Below are 22,513 nucleotides of genomic sequence, written 5' to 3' on the forward strand. Positions count from 1 at the left end.
GATAACTGTACAGAATCGAATAAGGCTAGGTATATGAAAGCATTAGTAGCAATAAAACGAGTCGCGGATCCGGCTTTGGCGGTCCGTGTGCAATCTGACCAGAGTTGTGTCGATTTATCTGATGCGAAGATGGTATTGAATCCTTATTGTGAAATAGCTTTGGAAGAAGCAATACAGCATAAGGAAGCCGGAGTGATATCAGAAATCGTTGCTGTTTCAGTCGGCGTTCTGGCATGTCAAGAACAGCTCAGAACTGCACTGGCTCTGGGAGCGGATCGTGCGATCCATGTAGAAGCTGAAGATCATCTGGATCCGCTGATTATCGCGAAACTACTGGCGAAGGTTGTTGAAAAGGAACAGCCAGCACTGATATTTGCCGGTAAGCAGTCGGTTGATAATGATAATAATCAGACAGGACAGATGTTGGCAGGTTTACTGGGGATCTCTCAGGGAACATTTGCTTCAGATATTGAAATTGATTCTGAATCTGTTCTTGTCACCCGGGAAATCGACCATGGTCAGCAGGTCGTTCGCCTGACATTGCCGACAGTCCTCACTGCCGATTTACCACTGAACAAACCCCGCCATGCCTCTTTGCCTAATGTGATGAAAGCCAGAAGAAAGCCGATCGAAGCTATTTCAGCAGAGAGTTTAGGTGTTGTGATGCAGCGTCGAACCCGTTTGATCCATGTTGAATCTCTGAATGGTCAGAGAGCCGGTATCAAGGTTGATAGCGTTGAAGAGTTAGTGAATAAACTGAAAAACGAGGCGAGGGTAATCTGATGGCTATTTTGGTTATTGCTGAACATGATCATCTCAAATTAGGGGAGGTTACATTCAATGCAATCGGAGCAGGAAAGCAGATTGGTGAAGATATTCATCTGCTGATCGTTGGTAGTCATTGCGATTTAGTCGTTGAACAGGCTACTCACCTGACCGGAATTTCAACTGTTCTGGTCGCAGATGCGGATATATATGCTGATGTACTGGCTGAGAATATTGCTAATCTGCTTGCTAATATTGCGAAGGATTATACCCATGTTGTCGCTGCTGCAACTGCGTTTTCAAAGAACTTTTTACCCCGGGCGGCAGCGTTGCTGGATGTTTCATTTATTTCCGAAGTCATTGATATCGAGAGTCATGATACTTTCTGTAAACCCATTTATTCGGGAAGTGCGATTGCCACAATACAATCTGCCGATCCGATTAAAATGATGACAATACGTTCAACCGCTTTTTCTGCATTTTCCGAAACGGGTGGCTCTGCTGCTGTGGTTCCTGTGCCCGTCATAGAAGACATGCGCCTCTCTCAGGTGATCAGTCATCGGACTGTTGAGTCTTCTCGTCCTGAACTGTCGTCAGCACGTATTGTGATCGGCGGTGGAAGAGGGCTTGGAAACGAAACTAATTTCACCTTGCTGGAAACATTGGGGGATAAACTTGGAGCGGCAATCGGAGGAACGCGAGCGGCTGTCGATGCAGGATTCACCGGGAATGATCTTCAGATTGGGCAGACTGGAAAAGTAATTGCGCCTGATTTATATATTGCCGTGGGTATTTCCGGAGCTATTCAGCACACATCCGGTGTTAAGGACGCCAAAACCATTGTGGCCATCAATCATGATGCAGATGCACCAATATTTAAATCTTCTGACTATGTTCTTGTTGCAGACTGTATGGATGTTCTTCCTGAACTCATCGAAAAATTGTAAATCACATTGGCAATGTGGTGATTTGTTTTACATCGTGTGTGGAGAAATCAATGCGGGAAGCCCTGGATTTTGATGTTGTGATCGTTGGCGGCGGACCATCCGGTCTGTCAGCCGCCTGTCGTCTGATGCAACTGGCACAAGCAGGACATCAGGAATTGAGCGTTTGTCTGATTGAAAAAGGCGCTGAAATTGGCGCACATGCTTTGTCTGGCGCAATTATGGAAAGTCGGGCTTTGGATGAGCTTTTCCCGGATTGGCAGCAAAGGAGTGCACCTCTTTCAACTCAGGTTGATCAGGAAACTCTCTTTTATCTTCGCAATCAACAAAGTGCCTGGCAGATTCCCAATATATTTGTTCCTCAGAGTATGCATCATCAGGGAAATTATCTGGTCAGGCAGGGAAAACTTTGTCAGTGGCTGGCCGCTCAGGCCGAGCAGCTTGGCGTAGAAATTTTTACGGGCTTCACTGCATACGATCTGCTGGTTAATGAGAACAATGAAGTTTGTGGTGTGATTACCGGTGATATGGGACTGAATGTGCGGGGAGAACCGAAATCTGACCATATGCCGGGAATTGAATTGCGTGGTAAATACACGTTATTCGCCGAAGGAAGCCGGGGACATCTTGGAAAACAACTCATTGAACGATATCAGCTGGATCGGGATGCCGATGCCCAACATTTCAGTCTGGGACTGAAAGAAATTTGGCAAGTCAAGCCCGAACATCATCAGTTAGGCAAGGTGATTCATCACTTTGGCTGGCCATTGGGGGACAATGCTCACGGTGGCAGTTTTATGTATTTTATCGATGATTATCAGGTTGCCATCGGACTTGTCGTTGATTTGAATTATGCGAATGCACATCTTAGTCCATTCGAAGAATTTCAGCGGATGAAGCATCATCCGGAGATTGCCCGGTATCTCAGTGGTGGACAACGGTTATCATATGGTGCCAGAACCTTGACCAAAGGTGGCTATAGTTCGCTCCCTAAGATGACGTTTCCCGGAGGAATCTTGATTGGATGTGAGGCCGGAGTCCTTAACAGCGCCAAACTGAAAGGCATTCATACTGCCATGAAATCAGGTATGCTGGCTGCAGAAACACTCTATCCTGAACTCTCACAGGAAACTCACGGATTGGATCTGACATCATATTCAGAACAATTACAGCAATCCTGGCTTTATGAAGAGCTGTATGCAGCAAGAAATAGTAGTGCAGCCATCCATAAATTCGGCCCTTTAGGTGGTGGTCTGTTTAATTTTGTCGAACAGAACATCTTTCGTGGCAAATTACCCGGTCGAATCCGGGATAATCAGGCTGACCACGCACAAATGGTACCACTCAGCCAATGTCAGCCGATTAACTACCCCAAACCGGATGATGAGCTTAGCTTCGATAAAGCATCCTCAGTTTATATTGCTAATGTTTCCCATGAACATGACCAGCCATGTCACCTTAGACTGCATAACCCGGATATTCCATTGGCAGAAAACTTTGCCGTATATGGTGAACCGGCACAGAGATATTGTCCTGCCGGTGTTTATAACATTGTTGAAGAGAATCGTGAGAAACGGTTTGCTATTGATGCTCAGAATTGCCTTCATTGTAAGGCATGTGACATTAAAGATCCGGCTCAGAACATTACCTGGACACCGCCTGAAGGTGGAGGTGGACCAGTATATAAAAATATGTAACTGATTGATTATTGCTTTGGTTGGGCAGAAAAGTTGGTCGTACGTTAACCATTTGAAATTAATTTGATTATGAAGTGTGCAATCAAATCATTTTTTTGCAAATAGGCCTTTTCTTTTTTTCAGGTTGTGGCATATTAGTGGCGTCAAATCGATGCGCGGGCATCGTATAATGGCTATTACCTCAGCCTTCCAAGCTGATGATGCGGGTTCGATTCCCGCTGCCCGCTCCAAATTATTATTTCTTCCCTCTGAAATACTTATCTTCATTATTCACTACTTTATCGTTCAGTTTCCAAAGAGAATTAGTATTCAGTTTTAGTCGACTGGTGTTATGTTATTTGTCGCCTATTTATCAACGACATTCATAGCCGACACTCTGTTTCGTCCGGTTTTCTTTGCTTTGTAAAGTGCCTGATCAGCATATTTGATGACTTCCTGAGGATCACGGCTGGATTGACTATCACTGACTCCGATGCTGACAGTGATATTAACGGTACTATTTGCCTGATTTTTCTGACGTTTCATACGACCAAGCTTATCATTCTTGGGGCGTTTGTCAGTGTTTCGGAGGTGCATGTCGTAATCCTGAATATCCTGACGTAAGGCTTCAAGATAGTCGAATGCTTCTTCTGTCGTTTTACCTTTAAAGAGAACAGTAAATTCCTCACCGCCATAGCGATAGACTTTAGCTCTTCCTTTCACCTGACGTAGCCTGCTGGCAACAAGTTTTAAGACATCATCTCCAGTATCATGGCCATAGTTATCATTAAATTGCTTGAAATGATCGACGTCGATCATTGCGATAGTAAAACGGCGCCCCAGATGTTTCATTGCATTATCGAGTGCGGCTCTACCGGGAATATTGGTTAATCGATCATTAAATGCGAGCTCATGTCCGGCGGCGATGACATACAACACCAGAAAAATACCTGAGATAGAAAATAGTATGCTGGAGATGTGAGGGATGTGAAAAAAAACGAAGACATCGGATGTAAGCAGTATAGATGTATAAACGACGGCATCGAGTTTGCGGTTTTTTCTCAGCAGCAGAAGCATAGTGATACCGCTCAGAACGATCAGGTAAAGAAACAGAATGAAAGGTAATCGCGATATCTGCGGAACAGATGATAGCAACTGCGTGAAAATATCAGGAAAGTTTCCCTGATTAAAATGATCGAGAATCAGCAACGACCAGAGAAAGAACATTCCCTGGGCAAGCAGATAATATAAGAAATCTTTGGTGACCAGGCCGGAATCACGAAATACATAGCTCATGACACAACTGATCGGAAAGAGCAGAGCCAGCAAAGACAGCTCCAGTAATGTTGAACCGGACGTTAATGGTGTTTGTAAACGAAATTGTATGACTGCATAGGCGAGTAACTGAGCCACTGCCAGCATACCCATTCGGCTCTGTTTAAATATTTGTGCGATCATTAATGAAGTGAAAAACAATACATAGGGCAGATTGACCAATACACTTGAATTTGATAGCGAAGTGATCATTTCATGACCAATACCAATATGGATAGCCATGATAAGTAAAACAGGGAGCAGAGAACGGAACCAGGAAGGACTGACCGACATTGAAGGCATAGATGATTGATTCGTCAAACAATTGGTTGAACTTTACGTGATTTTTCGCCAGAAATACACAGTTTTATTGATTTTCCTGCGCTTTTATTGAATTTTTTGTTAAAAATAAGTGATTGGATGCACTTGCAATCCGGATAACATCGTCCCTAAAAATTCAAAAGATGAAGGGGATCGAGCTCTCCTGATTGATGACATTGTCATATCCGTGAACAAAAATGTGTCAGACAGGTTATCTGAAGCTATGGTTATGATATACCCTGAATTCTGTCTGCTATTTTTTGGGGAATTGAATCTATTCTGGTCCTGATAATCGATGGAGAATAAAGATGCATATCAGTGTTGATGTCCATAATTATATGGAAAATTTAGTCGGTCAGATCCTGAGTTCAGATGATTTTAAGGAGCGATACGATCATGAACAATTGGCGGATCTTGCCTGTTTAGCGTTGAGTCAGCTTCGTCCCGTATATATTCGCCATGATATCGATTTCTTATCGGCTCTTCCGGAAGAACGGTTGGTGAAGTTAAAACAGTTTGCAAAAGATGCGGTTGAAGCCGGAGAAACGATGATTCAGAATGATCGCCGTCGGAATCCGGAGTATCGGGAAATTCCAATTGTTGTTGCAACAGCACGTTATGATGATGATTTAGAGTTGGAATGGTATGAGAGTCCGATTCTTGGTCATCATACGGATCATCAGAAGGAGAAATAAGTGGGATTTTTATCTCGGCTGTTCGGTCAGCGCAGCCAGCATCAGGAAGCTTCGTCTAGTGCCGAACCTGTCTATTACAAAGATTTTGCTATTTTCCCCGAGTCTATTGCGGAAAACGGTCAGTTTCGGGTTGCCGGACGAATTACCCGGGAAATCAATGGTGAAATGAGAGAACATCGCTTCATTCGATCAGATGTGTTGATGAGTCGCAGCAGTGCTGATGAGTTAATGGTTACTAAAGCAAAAATGTTTATTGATCAGATGGGCGAAAAGATCTTCAGTTGAGTTCTGTTCAAGTTGATTAAAATCATGATGAAAGAAACCACAAGCCGATAAGCTTGTGGTTTCTTTTTTTGCGATGATTAATTTTTACCATGATATTCAATTCACTAATCATTCTCGTTAGTATGGTGAATGGTTCATGGAAGATGTTGGACCAAAGCAGTTAGCACAACGTGTTATAAAGAAAAATCGGTTGTGCTTTATTGCAATTTGCTTGAGTTTAAGCAAGCCGTTAGATAAAAAAAGAATATTAACTGTGCCAATCATAAGGGAATAGCTATGCAAATTGGTGTGCCTAAAGAACGACTTGCGGGTGAAACGCGAGTTGCAGCTTCGCCAACTTCGGTGGGGCAGCTGTTAAAGCTGGGGTTCGACGTTCTTGTTGAAGCTCATGCCGGTGAGAACGCTAGTTTTGAAAACCAAAGTTTCGAAGCAGCAGGAGCCCGGATTGTATCAAATGAAGAAGTATGGAATGCCGATATTATCTTAAAAGTTAATGCGCCAACTTCTGAAGAAATTGAGCTTATTAAAGAAGGGACAACTCTGATCAGTTTTATCTGGCCAGCCCAGAATCCTGAATTACTGGAAACCCTGTCCAGCAAGAAAATCAATGTCCTTGCAATGGATTCTGTACCGAGGATTTCTCGGGCTCAGTCACTTGATGCTTTATCATCAATGGCAAATATCGCCGGTTACCGGGCGGTTGTTGAAGCAGCGCATGAATTCGGACGTTTCTTTACCGGGCAGATTACAGCAGCTGGTAAGGTTCCACCGGCGAAAGTATTTGTTGCCGGAGCTGGTGTTGCCGGATTGGCAGCAATTGGTGCAGCCGGAAGTTTAGGTGCGATTGTCCGGGCTTTTGATGTGCGTCCTGAAGTTAAAGAACAGGTACAATCCATGGGTGCGGAGTTCCTTTCTGTTGATTTTCAGGAGACTTCCGGATCCGGTGATGGTTATGCTAAAGAGATGTCTGACGATTTCAATCGTAAAGCAGCAGAGCTTTATGCAGAGCAGGCACAGGATGTCGATATTATTATCACAACAGCGTTAATTCCCGGTAGACCAGCTCCCAAGCTCATCACCAAAGAGATGGTTGACAGCATGAAAGCGGGGAGTGTGATTGTTGATCTGGCTGCTGCGAATGGCGGCAACTGTGAATATACCGTTGCCGATCAGGTAATTACGACTGACAATGGTGTAAAAATTATCGGTTACACGGATATGGTTGGACGTCTGCCAACTCAGTCTTCTCAGCTGTATGCAACCAACCTGGTGAATTTGCTGAAGTTATTATGCAAAGAAAAAGATGGTGAGATTCTCATTGACTTTGATGATGTCGTCCAGCGTGGTGTGACTGTTATTAAAGAAGGTGAAGTTACCTGGCCAGCACCCCCGATTCAGGTTTCGGCACAACCTCAGGCTAAATCTGAGCCAGTGAAACCAGTGCAGAAAGAGGAAGCAAAGCCTGTATCACCAGTGAAAAAAGCATTCGGTCTGGCCGTTGGTGTTGGTGCATTTGCCTGGGTTGCTTCTGTTGCGCCTGCGGCTTTTTTAAGTCACTTTACAGTTTTTGTATTAGCCTGTGTGGTTGGTTATTACGTGGTTTGGAATGTAACTCATGCATTGCATACACCTTTAATGTCAGTAACTAACGCGATTTCAGGGATTATTGTTATCGGGGCTTTATTGCAAATTGGCCAGGGAAATAGTTTTGTGACGTTTTTGTCGTTTGTGGCCGTATTGATCGCTAGTATCAATATATTTGGCGGCTTCACTGTCACGAAACGTATGCTTGAAATGTTCCGTAGAGGCTAACAAGGAGTAACGAATGTCTGCAGGATTGGTACAAGCGGCGTATATCGTTGCTGCTTTATTTTTTGTGATGAGTCTGGCTGGCTTATCCAAACAAGAGTCGGCTAAAGTCGGGAATTACTACGGTATTACCGGAATGGCAATTGCCTTGTTGGCGACTATTTTTGCACCTGATACATCTGGTTTCGCCTGGATTATTATTGCGATGGCAATTGGTGGCACGATTGGTATGCACCTTGCCAAGAAAGTTGAAATGACGCAAATGCCTCAGTTGGTTGCTATTCTCCATAGTTTTGTGGGGATGGCTGCTGTACTTGTAGGATTCAACAGCTTCATTGAAGCGCCGGAAACAGCGACACATGCGGAGCATGTGATCCATCTGGTTGAAGTTTTCTTAGGTGTTTTCATCGGTGCGGTAACATTTACCGGTTCGATTGTTGCGTTTGGAAAACTACACGGAGTGATCAAATCTTCACCATTGAATATTCCGCATAAGCATAAGTGGAATCTGGCAGCAGTAATTGTTTCTGCGTTATTGCTGATCTACTTCGTGAATGTTGACGGTAGTTATTTTGCGCTGATTGTGATGACTCTGATTGCTTTTGTGTTTGGCTATCATCTGGTTGCTTCTATTGGCGGTGCCGATATGCCGGTTGTTGTTTCTATGCTGAACTCATATTCAGGATGGGCCGCCGCCGCCGCGGGTTTTATGTTGGCAAACGATCTGCTGATTGTTACTGGTGCACTCGTCGGTTCTTCCGGTGCAATTCTTTCTTACATCATGTGTAAAGCGATGAATCGCTCTTTTATCAGTGTGATTGCTGGTGGATTTGGTCAGGAAGTGGTGATCAGTGATACCGAGGAGGGAGGGGAACACCGTGAGATCATGGCTGAGGATGTTGCTGAGTTACTGAAAAACTCGAAATCAGTGGTGATCACTCCAGGATATGGTATGGCGGTTGCTCAGGCTCAGTATCCCGTTTCTGAAATTACAGAAAAGCTGAGAGCTCATGGCGTAGAAGTCCGGTTTGGTATCCATCCGGTGGCCGGACGTTTACCGGGTCATATGAATGTTCTGTTAGCGGAAGCGAAAGTACCGTATGAAATTGTTCTTGAAATGGATGAAATCAACGAGGATTTCAGTGAAACAGATACGGTGCTTGTTATTGGCGCGAACGATACGGTCAACCCCGCAGCATTAGAGGATCCTAACAGTCCGATTGCCGGTATGCCGGTTTTGGAAGTATGGAATGCGAAAGATGTGATCGTGTTTAAACGCTCGATGAATACCGGGTATGCAGGTGTGCAGAATCCACTATTCTTTAAAGAGAATACGCATATGCTGTTCGGTGATGCAAAAGCTTCGTGCCTGCACATTCTGGAACACCTGGAATGATGCTTTAAGTGATAGCTTATGATTCAAGCCGGCGATAATGCTGGCTTTTTTTATTTTCGGGACACATTATTGACACCAACATAACACGTAGGTAACTATTTTTGTCATAATGCTAACCAGATCATGAAACTTGTCTGAGAATATAGAGTCACATAAAAAGATGATATTAAAACGATTCATGTTGTTATTCGTGTCTATAATACCATATGCATATGCGGACTCTTTACCGACAAGAATCGATCACTTTATTTCCCTGTTCCGCTACGACGAAGCGTTAGTTTCCTATGATTTACGTAAAATAGAAGCAGAATATGCAACAAGATTGATTACGCCGGAGTCTATGTTGCCTCAGACATTTCAATATCCTTTAAAAGATATTCAACAGCTTTATGCTCTGGCAAATCAGTGTACCGGAAACTTACCCTTGAGCCCTTTAACAACTGAACCTCTGGTTTTTACCCGGGCGATGTGTAAGGGAACAAAGCTCCCGCTTCGCTGGTTTGCCAGAAGTTCTCTGATTCATCCGGGTGGGGGAACATATGCGGCCCGTTATGTGAAGAAATATCCTGAGTTTTTTGATGAACTCAAAGTTTATATGCATATTCAGGAGCGTCCTGAAGCGCCGCAAGATAGTTTATTAGGACGTCTGCAACGTATGGACAGTGAGTCGGTGACCTCTTTAATTTCAGGTGACTCGATGTTCAGTGAGCAAAATGAGCTCTGGTTAAGAAAAGGCGATCAATATTATGTTTTTCCGGAGAGTATCTGGAAAAACAATGCTGAGGAAGCCGGGTTGGTGTTTACCTATGTCAATACGGATGACTCGACCTGCTTTGTTCAGCGAGGTAATTTATGTTGGGCTGAGGAAGATCAATCGGATATTTTACGTTATATCCTGGTTGGTCTCGTCGTTGTCAACGTTTTGCTGGTGATTAGCTGGTTTGTCTATCGCTGGAATTCAAAACGGCTTGAACTGAGAAGCCGTATGTTGATCTTACAGATCTTGACACATGAATTGCGGACACCAATAGCTAGTTTGTCTCTGACTGTTGAAGGATTTCGGCGAGAGTTTGAACGACTTCCGGAAACTGTTTACGATGAGTTCAGGCGATTATGTGAGGATTCTCGTCGTCTAAGACAATTGGCAGAAGCCAGTAAAGATTATTTACAGTCGGATACAAAGCCATTGGCTGTCGATTGGGTGCCATCGGTTGCCGAGTGGTTACAGTTTAAAATAGAGGAAGAATTTGAGTCACCCATTCATTTTTCAATCAATCAGGATATTGCTGCAAAATTAAATGTCTATTGGTTGGGAACTTGTATTGATAATTTGCTAAGAAATGCAATTAAATATGGTGTTGCTCCAGTGCAGCTGGATGTGACGACTTCAAGTCATATGGTTACGTTTAAAGTAATCGATCAAGGCATGCTGACTCAGGGAGATTGGCGTCAGTTGCGTAAACCCTTCGTCAGTAAAAGTGGTTTAGGACTTGGTTTAACAATTGTAGAATCTATGGTTGGGAGAATGGGAGGCAAGATGTCTCTGGTCGGGCCACCAACAACATTTATTTTGGAGATACCCTGTGAAACAGACGTTGCTTCTTGTTGAAGATGATAAAAACTTGGCTGATGGCTTACTGGTAAGTCTGGAACAAGCCGGATATAACTGTTTGCATGCAGAGAGAATATCGGAAGTTAAACAATATTGGGATCAGGCTGATTTAGTGATTTTAGACAGACAGCTTCCTGACGGTGATTCGGTTGAACATTTGGCCGACTGGAAAAATATTAAAGACGTACCTGTCATACTGCTAACGGCATTAGTGACGGTCAAAGATAAAGTGGCAGGACTTGATTCCGGAGCAAATGATTATTTAACCAAACCATTTGCAGAAGCGGAACTGTTTGCCAGAATCAGAGCGCAGTTACGTTCTCCTGACGGTCAGCAGGATGATACCAAAGTTGTCACGACAGAATTAACAATTGATAAAGCGACCCGGGAAGTTCACTACAAGGGCGAATTAATTACTTTGACGCGAACTGAGTTTGATTTGCTCTTGTTCCTGGCTAGTAACTTAGGCAGGGTCTTTACCCGGGATGAGTTATTGGATCATGTATGGGGCTACAATCATTTCCCAACGACCAGAACTGTAGATACACATGTTCTTCAGTTAAGACAGAAACTCCCCGGATTGGAAATAGAGACGTTGCGGGGTGTCGGCTATAAAATGAAAGCCTGATGAAGAAAAAAAGCCTCTTCTTGCTGGGAGTACTGTTATGTACTCCCGGTTATCATGTTTATGCCGACTGGTTTGAACAAAATACGCCGTTAACTCAGGCTCATGAACATTTACTCGAAAATGATTTACCTAAAATGTTCAGTTCTTTGGTTGAAGTATGGCAGAGCCCCAATGGAAATCACCTCAGAAATCATCTGAATGATCTGTTGTTGCAATCGCTGAATGCTGATTGTGGGAAGAGTCTGGATCGTACGCCTTTTCCTGACTGGATTAAATCATTAGCTGTCCGGCGGGTTGAAATTCAAAGTCCGGGGCGTGATGCATTTCAGCTCTTAGTTGATTTAGTGACAACGTCACAAATAAAAGAAGTCTCATTTACACGCTGGATAGACCATTCTATCTCCCTTGACAGCTCTTTCTCTCAGATTAATCGTGACGTTGTCACTGATGATGAACGTACTTATGTTAAACGATATAATTTGAATAACCGTCTTCCGATGGGGCTTTATCGTTTAATTGTTTCCAGAAAAAACGGTGAGTCATGGAGTTCTTGGGTGATCTTAGATAACCCTAAGACTTATCACACCATTCACTGGCGTTCAAAGGAACAATGGAATGTAGAAAAAACAGCAATTCCTAATCCTTACTGCCCGTTACCTAAGATGAGAGTTTCCGTATACAGCTACGATGATGGTAAATACTCGGAAGTTTGGAAGCAAACCTATGAGTCCAATTATCCCACTCAGTTACCGGCAAATACATTAGAGCCGGATCGGTATGTGCTGGCCGTATCGATGAATCATCAGCGATGGCAGGGACCAATTACTATTGAGCAATCTCAAGTAATCAGTAAAACATATGATGTTTCACTAGAGGAATAGCTAAAGATATATAACAATCTGTCGTTATAAACATTAAATTTCATTCGGTTTATAGCGCATATGGATATAAAACTAAAATACCTGATTCCTTCACTACTTGTCGTTTCATCCGGGAGTATGGCTGCTTCCTACGCTGTTGAAGCCCGGGGAGATGCGATGGGAGGAACAGGGGTTGTTTCAGCCAATTACCTTACTGCTCCTTTCTATAATCCTGCCATTGTTGCGATCTATCGTAGAAATGATGATGCGGGGATGATACTTCCCAGTTTTGGCCTGACCTATAATGATCCTGATGACATTTCTAATACAATTGATGACATTAGTGATTTAGTTAAGCAGGTTGAAGGCGGAGATCTTTCAAGAGTCGGAGAACTTCAGAGCCAGTTAGATGCTTTAGATGGTGGCGAATTGAAAGCTGACATTGGTGGCGCTGTAGCGATAGGAATTCCCAATCAGTATATTGCGATGAACCTGTTTGGAAAAGCTTATGCTGAAACCTACATTACACCATCGATCTCAACCGGTGGAGCAACAACGCTTGATAATGCTCAGAATAGTACAATTGATGCTGTTTCTGTAGCTGTCACGGAAGTTGGCCTTTCTTTGGCAAAATATCAGACATTCCTGGGGCAACACATTGCGATGGGGATATCTCCGAAGCTACAACGGGTTTATACATATGTATATGAGGCCAGCCTGCAGAATTATGATCTCAGCGATATTGATGCAAACAGTACCGGTGAAACAATCTTTAATATAGATGCTGGTTTTCTGTGGTTCTATGGCCCGCTCAGAGTTGGCTTTGCTGCAACGAATTTAGTTTCCCGGGATATTACGACAAAGCAGGTTGCTTCTAGTATTGCCGGTAAAGCAGACCTTCAGTATGACTATCAATTAAGACCTCTATACACTGTTGGCGTCGGCTTGATTGGAGATTATGCATCCATCAGTGTTGACTATGATCTGAATGAAGAAGAACGTTACACTGGTTTCAATGATAATACGCAGATGCTCCGTGTCGGAGGAGAGATTGATATTCTGCGCCAACTTAAACTTCGGGCCGGCTACAAGAAAAATCTTGCTTATAGTAACTCAGACGGAACCTATACAGCAGGGATTGGACTTTCTCTCCTTGGCTTATTTGAGCTTGATGCTGCAGTGAGTTATACCAATACACATGCGAAAGGCGCTTATGTGAACTTTCTATCGACATACTAATCTTGCTTTAAATTTCTGCTGATTCTCATTTTCCAAGCCTCCTCTGAAAAGAGGGGGCTTTTTTCTTTCTCATAATTCTAATGCTTCTTATATCTGTATGACTACAGATAGTAATTACTCACTTAGTGAAGTTAATTTTCAATGGAAAATAACTTGATCCTTTTTCTGATAATGTAGGTATATCGGTGGTAATTTAAAAATATTCATTATTTATCAGATAGTTGAGAAAGAATAATATGTTGCCCATGTGGTGAATACAACAAGGTATCATGTCTTTATTATTTGAAGGATCTTAATGGATCTGTGGTTAGTGAATACTTCTGCTGTGTGATGCTGTCACACTAAAGTAATGCTATAATGCACTATAACTAATAGCTGTTAAATAAAGAGACACGATATCTCAGTATGAAACCCTCAAATCCACTGAATCATTACCTATATATCTATACGAGAAGAGCATTCTCACATTTCTGTATCCTGTTGCTGTCGGATACAAACATATGGGCTAAGTTTCAATTGAGTGATTCTGAGTTCAGGTAAATAGCATATGAAGATTTTTATCGTGGTATTTATATTGAGTGTCTGTGCTGGTAGCGTCTTTGCTAAAGGGATCTTATCTGATGCAGAAATAAGACAACAAATTATACGTGATTCAATCCGGCAGTATTCGGGCAATTGTGCCTGTCCATACAATAGAGCTTCAAATGGTTATAAATGTGGTAAAAGGAGCGCGTGGAGCCGTGCCGGTGGTTATTCTCCGATATGTTATGCCAGTGAGATCTCCGATGGTGATGTTAAAGAATGGAGAGCAGCACATAGTCAGCAGAAGTCTGGTGGAAAACAGCAAAATGCCATTCAGGATAAATAACGATATACTGGGTCGGCAATAGTTTGAAATACCAAGTATTGCTAAACAGTTTTAAGGCTCAAAGTGGACATTACTAAATAGTTCTAACAAAACAAGTGCGCATTATGTCACCCGTCATTATGTTGAGGGTTTGCCTTCAGGCCTGAGCGCGGCAAAGGGTGGGCGAGAGAGGTCATGATTCCGCGCCGAAGGCGGCTTGTCCGTCTGGCAGCGCGTGAAGGGGGCGAAAGAGAATCGCTTTGCAAGTGAAGCCCGTAACATAATGTCGAATAATGCGCATTTTACTTAATTTTCAAAAAAGTAGAATTTATAATGCTTGCCTCATTAGTTGCATATGGTAAGTATTAATGTATAAAAAACAATTTATTGACGCCTTTAACATCACTAAATCTTTAGGTTTTGAGACAGATTCTATTGATCTAAACGGGGCACTTCTTGACCAAAATACTCGAGCTAAGATTTATTCAACTATCCAAAATCAACTTGGTAAATTCAGTCCCGAAGAAGTATCTCAACAGTGCTTTGGGGCTACATACATCTTGAAGAATGAGTTAGAACAACTTTTAGATAAAAAGTTTTATTACACCTTGGGCTATATTGATTTAGAAGGAAAGTCAGTTTTCTATACTGACTTTGATGTTCTTAAAGGTTATATGGGACAACAGAATAAAACGTTTAGCCAGCCTATAAATCTTCATGCTTGGTTAACTACTACGGGTGGTGAAATTATTGACGCTACTTTGATGACTACTCTTAGTGTCGTTCGCAAGCAACCTGAGTTATTGGGCGGTGTAATTGCTTCCGTCAATGAATCACTTACTGATTTGAGTTACCATCCACAAATCATTGGCGAAGAATATCTTAAAGATTGTGGTTTCATGGTTGATTTCGAATTCTGGGAATTTTCGTAATCCAATTTTTTCATTCGTCGGTGCAGAATCTGACCCGGGATTATCCGGAATAAAGCGGAATAAACCGGAATCTTTGCCCTCGTTTTTTGGGCTATAAGCATTTAGCTTATAGTCCGAAGAATGAGGAGACAAGCCCCGGTGAAATCATTGCATCCCCTGCATGCAAAGGGCGCGTCAGTGGCATGCAACATGCCAGGCATTCGTCATTCCCAATCTTTCACAATCCCGATTTACAATATTCCCTTGACCAGATCGGCAATATTCCTAATCTTCGGCTTGGTTCGAAATCTGACCCAAAGCGGATTGGATTGGATGCAGAATGGAGTGGTTTTGTATGGGGTGGTTTGCTGGCCGAACCGGAAGAAAATTGCAGATCTGCAATTTTTTAGTCTACTGATCCTCCCAAGCCAGAAAATGGATCTTTTCTATTCGTCGTCCAGTTACTGGGTTAGGCTTTGACTTAAAAGGGTTTAATAGTAAGAAATAAAATCTTGCGATCCCTATTGTTTCATCTTTCATTTCATACTCTATCTGACCATACCGGAAGACCATTTACATTTCACATACCCCTTAAATGCTGATTATAGGAGCGAGGAAGTCCCACGAGTGGGACTGACTTTCACATGTGAAAGTTTTCAGCGCTGCAAAAATTTCGGTATGCCGAATTTTAAGTATTCTCAGATTTTTCAGTCTATCGGAAGCATTTTTCCCGAGGTTATCCGCACATGATTTGATTCCCTATGGTCATTTTCTATGGATAAAGCTCTCTTTATAGGAGATAGAAGTTCTAAAAACTCCGGCATTAGCTGAAATAGACTGTCTTAACGGCCTGTTCGGGCATAGGTATTCCTATTGGATACACCATCAAAATATTTCTGCTGATTTCCACCCTAATTCGGTTTTTCGAGCCCTTTCTCTTGAGTTTTTTAATTAAAGGAGATTCTTATATGAAGTTTGAACAAATGTTTATACGAATAATACTAGCTATTCGCTTATTTGAATTAGTCTTGAAATGGCTTGACTATTGGAATAGTTAAGTGAAAAAGGGCACCTGTATAGGTGCCCAATATAAAGACCTGTGCAAAATTGCAGTAACAACTTAATTCGGAATTGCTTGGAGACTTTTGTATCGGACTTTAAGCTAATATGGACTTTTATCAAACACCTAGTTTGGGTATGGGGACTATGGTTTTAAATAAAGAACTGTAAGGTAATGTAGCCCATTCGTAATTTTTAACTAACCATCCGACAAGGAGTAAAAGGGCTATAAATAGTGCTGTCCCCATACTTTTTATGAAGAGATGGCGCAATTTTTCACCCCAGTCATATTTGGCCTTGATTCTGTTTTCTTCTGCAATAGCATGCAGTCTGGATGCTAATTGTTTATTATCAAGTTCCAATTCAGCTTCTTTGAACGCAAGCTTTCTTTCGTGTTCAGAGTTTAATCGCTCAAACTCATCAAATGTTGCTATAAATTTGCGTAGGGCATCATCTAGATCGTCTTGAAGTTTATTGTATCCGTCAGGATCTCTTTTGTAATCAAAGACCGCATCATGGGTTCGTTTTCTTAGGTCTTTCAGAAATTCGATGTCTAAACCATCTAGTGACTTATTCAAATCATTGATTAGACGTGTTCTACGAAGCATTGAGTTCTGGTCAAAACTGGCTGTTGCTTTAATTTGATCCATAATAGGGTTGTGGGCGAGCTTGGCTACTTGTGCCACTACAGAATTTTTATAGGGATTTTCTGGCTGCTCAGCTAGAAGGCTTTCCATCTTCGGCAAAGATATGCCAGATGGGTGCTTTTCATCTTTATTCATTTGACCTTCCGTTGGTGAAGAGTTAAAAAGCCGCATGCTTTAATAGCGGCTTATGGTTTCATTTTGATTGGTAAGCTTCTTTCATCTCTTTCATTACGAAGACAATTGCTGTGGCTTGTTTTTCATCGAATCCGGCATTGACTAGTCTGTTAATGTTGTGACGAATTTTTTCATATTCTATCTTTACTTCTTGATCTGACAGGGACTTTTCTTTTAATGCCTCTAACGGGGATAGTTTTCTTAATGTCCAGGATCCGTCGTCGTTGTCTATCCATTGGATGACATCACTTTCTTCCCATTGTAATTCTTTTTGGATTTCATCAGGAATGAGGAAGTAGGACTCTCCATCTTCGTTTTTTTCTATTGTAACTTTCATGATAGACCTTGGTTACTTGGATTGTTCTTTTGACTTAATGATTTTTATTGTCTGAAGAGCTTCGCTTCCACTTAAACCAAATTCGTTCATCAGGGTGAATGCCGCTTCTTTTTCACTTTCGGTATCGTTAACTATTTGTTCTACTTTTTTCACTATTCTGTTGGTTTTTACAGCGTTTTCGCCAAACAGATCTCTTATTTTACCTTCTTCTTGTAGTGTTTCTTCGGCCTCTTGAGATATCTGTTTCATTCTACTCTTCATTAAGAGGGCTTCGGATAGTTTTACTAATATCTCTTTTTCTTCGTCTCCCATTTGTCCGATGCTTGACATTAAGTATTGCTCGGCTTTGTCCTGACATTCGTAAGGTTCAGAAATTAGTTCATTGACCGTAACACATAGATAGGATGCCAGTTGCTTTAATGTAGATACTTTGGGTTCACTTCGCCCTGTTTCGTACTCAATGAGAGTTCTTTTCGATACCCTGATTGCTTTAGCGACATCTTCTTGTGTGAGTTCCATTTTTATTCGTGCTTGCTTGAGTTTTTCTGCAAATGACATCTCATTTGTCCCTATAAAGACATTTATTCTCACATTATATATGCAGTTTTTATCACCACACCCTTGAGGTGATGAAAAGATTACTTTATCATTGAGGAAAAATGCACTTGACAGGTTTTTGGAATGTACGATTTTTTGGAAATCACGGTACCATTCAAGAGTGAGTTTGTGACTCAATCTCTTGGCTGTGGCTATGTGAATTACGAAAAGTTGTCTTCTTTATCCGGCCTGAAAGTTGGGGCAGGTGATATTGAATTTGGAGTTACGGGAAATAAGGATCTCCGGGATCTTTATATCCCTTGGCAAAAAATTCCTTCAAGTTATACCGATATTGCCTGTAAAGTTTTTGATGCGAACCCTGCCTGTAATTGTGAATGGGGATATCTTCGTTTTAAAGCATCGCCCGCCAAAATTATGCAGGGTCATAACGTTTATGGCTCTGACAATCTGCGTAATTGCGTTGAACATCTGATGTTTGCTTTTCTTAAAGCAACCCCGGACCTATTTGACTCACTTGAATGGGGATTAGCTGAACTTTCACGTATCGATGCTACTTATTCGATTCAGTTTGAGAGTCGGGATGTTTTGGCACAGGCGGTGAACGGTCTTCGAAACGTTTCCAATCGCTATCTTCGTCCATCGAACCGCTACATTAACAAAACTTTGGGTGATGACTGTGATGCCAGTGTCTACTGGAGCGCTGCAACGGGCGAAAATCCGGATACAGGACGGACTAAGACACTGCTGTTTTATGTTAAGGATGCAGAAATTAAGCATCAGTTAAGTCAGTTGCAATCTCGCGCAAAGAAAGAACGAACTCATCATTACGACCATATTATTGCTGAACTCTCATCTCACGAACTACAAGATTTTGTTGCTAATCGGGGACGTTTTGAAGGGCGGGGGAAGAAGCGTTATATCCAGCGTGTCTGCGGCTCTTCTAATGTTTGGGCGGTTATTCGTTATGCTGAACAGTTTGAACAAATTAATGGCTACTCATTTTGTGAATACCTGTTTAAAGATCTTTTTGGGGATCTCTTTCTGGCTCTTGAGGGCAATGAGATAGAGGTATTTGACGATCACAAAGTAAAACATGCTTTATATGATATGTATCAGAGCATTACTCCAAAAGGCAACATTTCCTACGCAAAGGCAGATCGTATATTCAGATTTTATATGTCTCTCTGCGACCGTGGTTACCACAACATCAAACGGCATACATCAAAGGCAACTCTATCGCGCAATATGAAAGAACTCTGCGCTATTGGCCTGTCCAAAGCCGATCTTCAGAACCTGCATAACGGTGAGCGCATGAAGTTATCTAAAGTCATCCATTTTGATTTTGACAATCAAAGGCCGGCGAACTACGTCGAACCCAAATCACCATTTGCCGATGGTTCATCAAATTATCTTGCTGAAATATTTGGGGTCTCTTATCGCTTATCCCATGACATGGGACTTACGGATAATCCGTCCGACTTTCTTCATGACACACTCAGATTACCGGATGATTTCGATTTTGAACCACTCTTGGATCTTAATGAGATCCCTATCAGCCCACGTGAATCTATGACTCTCGTTATTTGGCCGGATGGCGAAATAGCACTGACACGACACAGGCAGAAGAAATTTAAGCCTAACATCATTACCGGCCTGATCAACCCAGAACCGTCTCGTTACTATCAGGCTTATCTACATTGAGGTGAATTACATGCAAGTCTTTTTCATTAGTGCAACACATCGCTTTGGTACATCGTTTAAAAAGAGCCCTCAGGGAGTTCAGTATGACATCTGCAATCTGGCCTATGGCGATCCTGTCGAACCGGTAAGTCAACCGAATATGACCTTTTACGGTCATGGTGCTCAGGTCAGAGAAATTGGTCTGGCGAAAACGGCTATGTCGAGTTTTGAGACAGTGAAAGTCGGACAGCTTATTGAACTCATTTTTACTCCGAATCCGGAAAATCCCCGGATGAATATTGTGTCCGGCTGGAAACCGGTGAAGCAGGAAGGTTAATCCGGTATGGCTTTATGTGTAGAGCAAGGAGAACAGGGATATTTGTACATCTCCGGCTCTGCCATCAACGAATGTTCATCGTTGGTTGTTTTGACCGTCGATGAATATAAAGCAAATACAGTTCAGCTAAATCCTTCAGAAATTTCTAGTCTGTTCTTCTTTGCTTTTGGTCTTGTCCTCGTCTCTTACAAAATATCCTGGGTCGTGGGCGTTATGAAAAATCTCATTGGTAAAATATAGGTGGATTTATGTTCATTCAAAAAATTAAAACTTTCTTGATGGCTTCTTTTGCTATGGCCATTACCGCGCCTGCATTTGCGGAGGATCCTGCAACTTCAAATCCCGTTCAGCAATTGATGGACTCCATTGATATTTCAGGAGTCAGTGCGATCGTTGTTTCCTTTGGCGTGCTTATTCTTGGTGTGAAGTTTGGTGAGAAAGGGATCGTCTTTGCAAAACGTATGATTGGTAAAATCTGATGTATGTTGCGGTTGCCTCCATTCAGTTTTATTGCGTCATTCTGTTTCTGGGGGGACTTTGTGGAATTGCCTGCGTTATAGGCTTCAGGGGGTAACATACCCCTTTTTTACTTGTTAAACAGAGGACTAATTACATGATATTGAAAAAGTTCTTCGTTTACTTTTTTATATTGAATATAGTCATTCTCCCTTTGAAAAAGGCCAATGCGGTTGTTCCTTTAGTTGTGGGTATTGGATATGCGGTTGATGTAGCTGCTCCTATTGCGATTCGCTATCTTGCATCTGATATTGCTATTAGTGCCGTTGCCAAAGCTGTACAGGTTTCCAACGCTTACTATTCAGCGACAGCCACAGCTTCTAACGCAAAGTTTCTGAAATATTTTAAGGGGAAGGCTGCATTAGGAGTTGCTGCATTTGTTGGGGTTCTTGATGCACTTGGTTTATACCTGTCAAATGATAGCTTTTATTCCAAAGATGAGAGTTCTCAGGATCCCGGGGCAGCCCAACAAGGGTATTTCTGGAGCTCTCCGGATGGCCAACGTTCATCTGGTAGTGAAGTTGCTGATATTCGTATTTCAGACCTTAAAGAATCTCATCCAGATAATAATTACATCTATAGAATAGAATCCAGTTCTGACAACTCTATTCGTTATTATTTCTATCGGGTTGATACTGATACTCAAGGGAATGTTTCTGAAATTTATACCAGTGCCCGAACAGTATCTCGTCATGAATGTTCTTCGTCAAATGGGGTTGGTGTATCCAGTTGTTCTTCTGATTTTGATCCTAATTTTGGTTTAAAAGTCGAAGATTCTGATGTGCAGACTTCAGTTCTTGATTATTTATCTTCTCTTGATGAGTCTAAACAGTTGGAATTTTTTGCTGATCCTGATGGTGTTCTAGATTCAGCTTTGGTTGAAGATCTGACGGTTGACGATGCTCCTCCAATGCTTGATGGTGAGAGTCCTATTCCCAATATTGGCGATCAGTCATGGTCTGATGCCCATATGATTACAACGGGTGTCGCTCAGTCTTCAGATTCCTCTGCTGCAAATTATGTCCCTCAGGATGATTGGGATAATGCCTATTATCTGGCAAATACTGTTGCTAATGGGAATGACTATATTACCGGATTGAATTCTGGTGCAGTTTCTATTCCTGATACAACAGGGACGACGCCTAATACCACAACTGGTGAGGGCAGTGTGAAAGTTGATCTTTCCAGTATTGAATCTCGTATTGATACAACGAATTCCCTGAATCAGTCCATTCTTGAGGAATTTCAGAAGATCAATTCAACAACAACTCAGACTAAAAAGTCATTTGATGAGAGCAACCGTTATTCGTTCTGGACTCCTATTTATCCTAATGGATTTGAAGGTGTGTTGAATGCTTTCATTGAAAAAATGAAACAGACTGATGCTTATCAGTTTCTGAGTGGATTTACTTTGAATCTTTCATCTGGAGTCTATCCGGTGACTGAATTTTGCTTTACTGAACTTGGTTTTGGCTGCTTCGAGTTGAAGCTGGATGCGAATGTCTGGCTGGCAATTAAGTCGATGGTGATCCTTTTTTCTCTGGTAATGGCAAGACGTATTGTGTTTGGAGGTTAATCCTATGCTTAACTGGTTTGTGAACCGTTGGAATGACCTGATAGATATTATTTTCAGTGTCTTCCTTGATGTCTGGAATTTTTTAGTCGATATCTTCTGTTTTCTCTTTGAAACCATTTTTAATGTGGTCATTTCTTTGGTCTCTGGCCTCGGTACAGCGTTGTCTTCTGTTTCCGTTCCCCAGTATTTGACTTTTCTTCCTGAGTCGATGCTGAACGTCATGTCTATTGTCGGAATTAACGAAGCATCTGTCATTATTGTGACCGCATTGATTATCCGGTTTACGTTACAGCTCATTCCTTTTATCCGGCTCGGCTCTTGAGGTGA

At 42.0% G+C, this 22,513-nt stretch carries 23 protein-coding genes and 1 tRNA gene; 20 read left to right on the top strand and 4 right to left on the bottom strand.

The genetic code is table 11. The annotated features are described in order from the left end of the window. The first annotated feature begins 33 nt into the window (after positions 1 to 33). From OCU74_RS18890 to OCU74_RS18905, 4 genes are all read left to right on the top strand, one after another. Positions 34 to 783, top strand: a complete 750-nt coding sequence (locus OCU74_RS18890; RefSeq protein ID WP_087480823.1) for an electron transfer flavoprotein subunit beta/FixA family protein — start codon at positions 34 to 36, stop codon at positions 781 to 783. Further along, entirely contained in the window at positions 783 to 1,712 is a 930-nt protein-coding gene (locus tag OCU74_RS18895) for an electron transfer flavoprotein subunit alpha/FixB family protein (RefSeq protein ID WP_087480822.1), read from the top strand. Before OCU74_RS18890 ends, OCU74_RS18895 begins: the two co-directional genes overlap by 1 nt. A gap of 50 nt (positions 1,713 to 1,762) precedes the next feature. Next, entirely contained in the window at positions 1,763 to 3,406 is a 1,644-nt protein-coding gene (locus OCU74_RS18900; protein ID WP_087480821.1) for an electron transfer flavoprotein-ubiquinone oxidoreductase, read from the top strand. 155 nt (positions 3,407 to 3,561) lie between these two features. Next, positions 3,562 to 3,636: transfer RNA gene (locus OCU74_RS18905), tRNA-Gly, on the top strand. A 115-nt stretch (positions 3,637 to 3,751) separates the two neighbouring features. Here OCU74_RS18905 and OCU74_RS18910 read toward each other — a convergent pair. Beyond that, positions 3,752 to 5,002, bottom strand: a complete 1,251-nt coding sequence (locus OCU74_RS18910; RefSeq protein WP_087480820.1) for a GGDEF domain-containing protein — start codon at positions 5,000 to 5,002, stop codon at positions 3,752 to 3,754. A gap of 326 nt (positions 5,003 to 5,328) precedes the next feature. On the opposite strand from OCU74_RS18910, the gene OCU74_RS18915 reads away from it, so the two are divergent. The 10 genes from OCU74_RS18915 to OCU74_RS18960 all read left to right on the top strand — a co-directional run bounded on the left by OCU74_RS18915 (position 5,329) and on the right by OCU74_RS18960 (position 15,323). Continuing rightward, the gene (locus OCU74_RS18915) at positions 5,329 to 5,715 is read left to right on the top strand and encodes a late competence development ComFB family protein (protein ID WP_087480819.1); all 387 of its coding nucleotides are present in this window, start codon (positions 5,329 to 5,331) and stop codon (positions 5,713 to 5,715) included. Continuing rightward, positions 5,716 to 6,000 carry an HlyU family transcriptional regulator gene (locus tag OCU74_RS18920; protein ID WP_087480818.1) on the top strand — a complete coding sequence of 95 codons (285 nt, stop codon included), beginning with the start codon at positions 5,716 to 5,718 and terminating at the stop codon, positions 5,998 to 6,000. It abuts the gene before it with no gap. A gap of 276 nt (positions 6,001 to 6,276) precedes the next feature. Continuing rightward, on the top strand, positions 6,277 to 7,812 hold the full coding sequence (locus OCU74_RS18925) for a Re/Si-specific NAD(P)(+) transhydrogenase subunit alpha (protein ID WP_087480817.1): 1,536 nt from the start codon (positions 6,277 to 6,279) through the stop codon (positions 7,810 to 7,812). Between the two features lie 13 nt (positions 7,813 to 7,825). After that, positions 7,826 to 9,205: a Re/Si-specific NAD(P)(+) transhydrogenase subunit beta gene (pntB, locus tag OCU74_RS18930; RefSeq protein WP_087480816.1), complete on the top strand. Its 1,380-nt coding sequence runs from the start codon at positions 7,826 to 7,828 to the stop codon at positions 9,203 to 9,205. A 160-nt stretch (positions 9,206 to 9,365) separates the two neighbouring features. After that, on the top strand, positions 9,366 to 10,814 hold the full coding sequence (vxrA, locus tag OCU74_RS18935; protein WP_087480815.1) for a sensor histidine kinase VxrA: 1,449 nt from the start codon (positions 9,366 to 9,368) through the stop codon (positions 10,812 to 10,814). Continuing rightward, positions 10,789 to 11,445: a response regulator transcription factor VxrB gene (gene vxrB / locus OCU74_RS18940; RefSeq protein ID WP_087480814.1), complete on the top strand. Its 657-nt coding sequence runs from the start codon at positions 10,789 to 10,791 to the stop codon at positions 11,443 to 11,445. Before vxrA ends, vxrB begins: the two co-directional genes overlap by 26 nt. Continuing rightward, complete coding sequence (locus OCU74_RS18945) at positions 11,445 to 12,326, top strand: DUF2861 family protein (RefSeq protein ID WP_087480813.1); 882 nt, start codon at positions 11,445 to 11,447, stop codon at positions 12,324 to 12,326. Before vxrB ends, OCU74_RS18945 begins: the two co-directional genes overlap by 1 nt. Before the next feature lie 60 nt (positions 12,327 to 12,386). Next, complete coding sequence (locus tag OCU74_RS18950; protein ID WP_087480812.1) at positions 12,387 to 13,544, top strand: conjugal transfer protein TraF; 1,158 nt, start codon at positions 12,387 to 12,389, stop codon at positions 13,542 to 13,544. 547 nt (positions 13,545 to 14,091) lie between these two features. Continuing rightward, positions 14,092 to 14,412 carry a hypothetical protein gene (locus tag OCU74_RS18955; RefSeq protein WP_087480811.1) on the top strand — a complete coding sequence of 107 codons (321 nt, stop codon included), beginning with the start codon at positions 14,092 to 14,094 and terminating at the stop codon, positions 14,410 to 14,412. Between the two features lie 347 nt (positions 14,413 to 14,759). Further along, positions 14,760 to 15,323 carry a hypothetical protein gene (locus OCU74_RS18960; RefSeq protein ID WP_087480810.1) on the top strand — a complete coding sequence of 188 codons (564 nt, stop codon included), beginning with the start codon at positions 14,760 to 14,762 and terminating at the stop codon, positions 15,321 to 15,323. Between the two features lie 1,157 nt (positions 15,324 to 16,480). Here the strand turns inward: OCU74_RS18960 and OCU74_RS18965 are convergent. Genes OCU74_RS18965 through OCU74_RS18975 form a run of 3 tightly spaced genes read right to left on the bottom strand, consistent with a single transcriptional unit; the run spans position 16,481 to position 18,077 of the window. Continuing rightward, on the bottom strand, positions 16,481 to 17,143 hold the full coding sequence (locus OCU74_RS18965) for a hypothetical protein (RefSeq protein WP_087480808.1): 663 nt from the start codon (positions 17,141 to 17,143) through the stop codon (positions 16,481 to 16,483). A gap of 58 nt (positions 17,144 to 17,201) precedes the next feature. Next, positions 17,202 to 17,519 carry a hypothetical protein gene (locus OCU74_RS18970; RefSeq protein WP_234993571.1) on the bottom strand — a complete coding sequence of 106 codons (318 nt, stop codon included), beginning with the start codon at positions 17,517 to 17,519 and terminating at the stop codon, positions 17,202 to 17,204. A gap of 12 nt (positions 17,520 to 17,531) precedes the next feature. Beyond that, positions 17,532 to 18,077, bottom strand: a complete 546-nt coding sequence (locus tag OCU74_RS18975) for a helix-turn-helix transcriptional regulator (protein ID WP_087480807.1) — start codon at positions 18,075 to 18,077, stop codon at positions 17,532 to 17,534. Positions 18,078 to 18,200: 123 nt separating this feature from the next. Here OCU74_RS18975 and OCU74_RS18980 point away from each other — a divergent pair, with 123 nt between their 5' ends. The 6 genes from OCU74_RS18980 to OCU74_RS19005 all read left to right on the top strand — a co-directional run bounded on the left by OCU74_RS18980 (position 18,201) and on the right by OCU74_RS19005 (position 22,508). After that, positions 18,201 to 19,778, top strand: coding sequence for a phage/plasmid replication protein, II/X family (locus OCU74_RS18980; protein WP_087480806.1), 1,578 nt, complete (start codon positions 18,201 to 18,203; stop codon positions 19,776 to 19,778). Positions 19,779 to 19,788: 10 nt separating this feature from the next. Next, on the top strand, positions 19,789 to 20,094 hold the full coding sequence (locus OCU74_RS18985; protein ID WP_087480805.1) for a hypothetical protein: 306 nt from the start codon (positions 19,789 to 19,791) through the stop codon (positions 20,092 to 20,094). Positions 20,095 to 20,100: 6 nt separating this feature from the next. After that, entirely contained in the window at positions 20,101 to 20,334 is a 234-nt protein-coding gene (locus tag OCU74_RS18990) for a hypothetical protein (RefSeq protein WP_087480804.1), read from the top strand. Between the two features lie 8 nt (positions 20,335 to 20,342). After that, positions 20,343 to 20,573 carry a hypothetical protein gene (locus OCU74_RS18995; RefSeq protein WP_087480803.1) on the top strand — a complete coding sequence of 77 codons (231 nt, stop codon included), beginning with the start codon at positions 20,343 to 20,345 and terminating at the stop codon, positions 20,571 to 20,573. 134 nt (positions 20,574 to 20,707) lie between these two features. Beyond that, the gene (locus OCU74_RS19000) at positions 20,708 to 22,186 is read left to right on the top strand and encodes a hypothetical protein (RefSeq protein ID WP_087480802.1); all 1,479 of its coding nucleotides are present in this window, start codon (positions 20,708 to 20,710) and stop codon (positions 22,184 to 22,186) included. Positions 22,187 to 22,190: 4 nt separating this feature from the next. Continuing rightward, positions 22,191 to 22,508: a DUF2523 family protein gene (locus tag OCU74_RS19005; protein ID WP_087480801.1), complete on the top strand. Its 318-nt coding sequence runs from the start codon at positions 22,191 to 22,193 to the stop codon at positions 22,506 to 22,508. Positions 22,509 to 22,513 lie beyond the last annotated feature (5 nt).

It is taken from the genome of Vibrio mangrovi (genome assembly GCF_024346955.1).
GTDB classification, from domain to species: domain Bacteria; phylum Pseudomonadota; class Gammaproteobacteria; order Enterobacterales; family Vibrionaceae; genus Vibrio; species Vibrio mangrovi.

Excerpts from the sequence above, each read along its gene's own strand:
- OCU74_RS18890 (WP_087480823.1), top strand. The coding sequence starts at position 34 with ATGAAAGCATTAGTAGCAATAAAACGAGTCGCGGATCCGGCTTTGGCG.
- OCU74_RS18895 (WP_087480822.1), top strand. The coding sequence starts at position 783 with ATGGCTATTTTGGTTATTGCTGAACATGATCATCTCAAATTAGGGGAG.
- OCU74_RS18900 (WP_087480821.1), top strand. The coding sequence starts at position 1,763 with ATGCGGGAAGCCCTGGATTTTGATGTTGTGATCGTTGGCGGCGGACCA.
- OCU74_RS18910 (WP_087480820.1), bottom strand. The coding sequence starts at position 5,002 with ATGCCTTCAATGTCGGTCAGTCCTTCCTGGTTCCGTTCTCTGCTCCCT.
- OCU74_RS18915 (WP_087480819.1), top strand. The coding sequence starts at position 5,329 with ATGCATATCAGTGTTGATGTCCATAATTATATGGAAAATTTAGTCGGT.
- OCU74_RS18925 (WP_087480817.1), top strand. The coding sequence starts at position 6,277 with ATGCAAATTGGTGTGCCTAAAGAACGACTTGCGGGTGAAACGCGAGTT.
- pntB (WP_087480816.1), top strand. The coding sequence starts at position 7,826 with ATGTCTGCAGGATTGGTACAAGCGGCGTATATCGTTGCTGCTTTATTT.
- vxrA (WP_087480815.1), top strand. The coding sequence starts at position 9,366 with ATGATATTAAAACGATTCATGTTGTTATTCGTGTCTATAATACCATAT.
- OCU74_RS18945 (WP_087480813.1), top strand. The coding sequence starts at position 11,445 with ATGAAGAAAAAAAGCCTCTTCTTGCTGGGAGTACTGTTATGTACTCCC.
- OCU74_RS18950 (WP_087480812.1), top strand. The coding sequence starts at position 12,387 with ATGGATATAAAACTAAAATACCTGATTCCTTCACTACTTGTCGTTTCA.
- OCU74_RS18955 (WP_087480811.1), top strand. The coding sequence starts at position 14,092 with ATGAAGATTTTTATCGTGGTATTTATATTGAGTGTCTGTGCTGGTAGC.
- OCU74_RS18960 (WP_087480810.1), top strand. The coding sequence starts at position 14,760 with ATGTATAAAAAACAATTTATTGACGCCTTTAACATCACTAAATCTTTA.
- OCU74_RS18965 (WP_087480808.1), bottom strand. The coding sequence starts at position 17,143 with ATGAATAAAGATGAAAAGCACCCATCTGGCATATCTTTGCCGAAGATG.
- OCU74_RS18970 (WP_234993571.1), bottom strand. The coding sequence starts at position 17,519 with ATGAAAGTTACAATAGAAAAAAACGAAGATGGAGAGTCCTACTTCCTC.
- OCU74_RS18975 (WP_087480807.1), bottom strand. The coding sequence starts at position 18,077 with ATGTCATTTGCAGAAAAACTCAAGCAAGCACGAATAAAAATGGAACTC.
- OCU74_RS18980 (WP_087480806.1), top strand. The coding sequence starts at position 18,201 with ATGTACGATTTTTTGGAAATCACGGTACCATTCAAGAGTGAGTTTGTG.
- OCU74_RS18985 (WP_087480805.1), top strand. The coding sequence starts at position 19,789 with ATGCAAGTCTTTTTCATTAGTGCAACACATCGCTTTGGTACATCGTTT.
- OCU74_RS18990 (WP_087480804.1), top strand. The coding sequence starts at position 20,101 with ATGGCTTTATGTGTAGAGCAAGGAGAACAGGGATATTTGTACATCTCC.
- OCU74_RS18995 (WP_087480803.1), top strand. The coding sequence starts at position 20,343 with ATGTTCATTCAAAAAATTAAAACTTTCTTGATGGCTTCTTTTGCTATG.
- OCU74_RS19000 (WP_087480802.1), top strand. The coding sequence starts at position 20,708 with ATGATATTGAAAAAGTTCTTCGTTTACTTTTTTATATTGAATATAGTC.
- OCU74_RS19005 (WP_087480801.1), top strand. The coding sequence starts at position 22,191 with ATGCTTAACTGGTTTGTGAACCGTTGGAATGACCTGATAGATATTATT.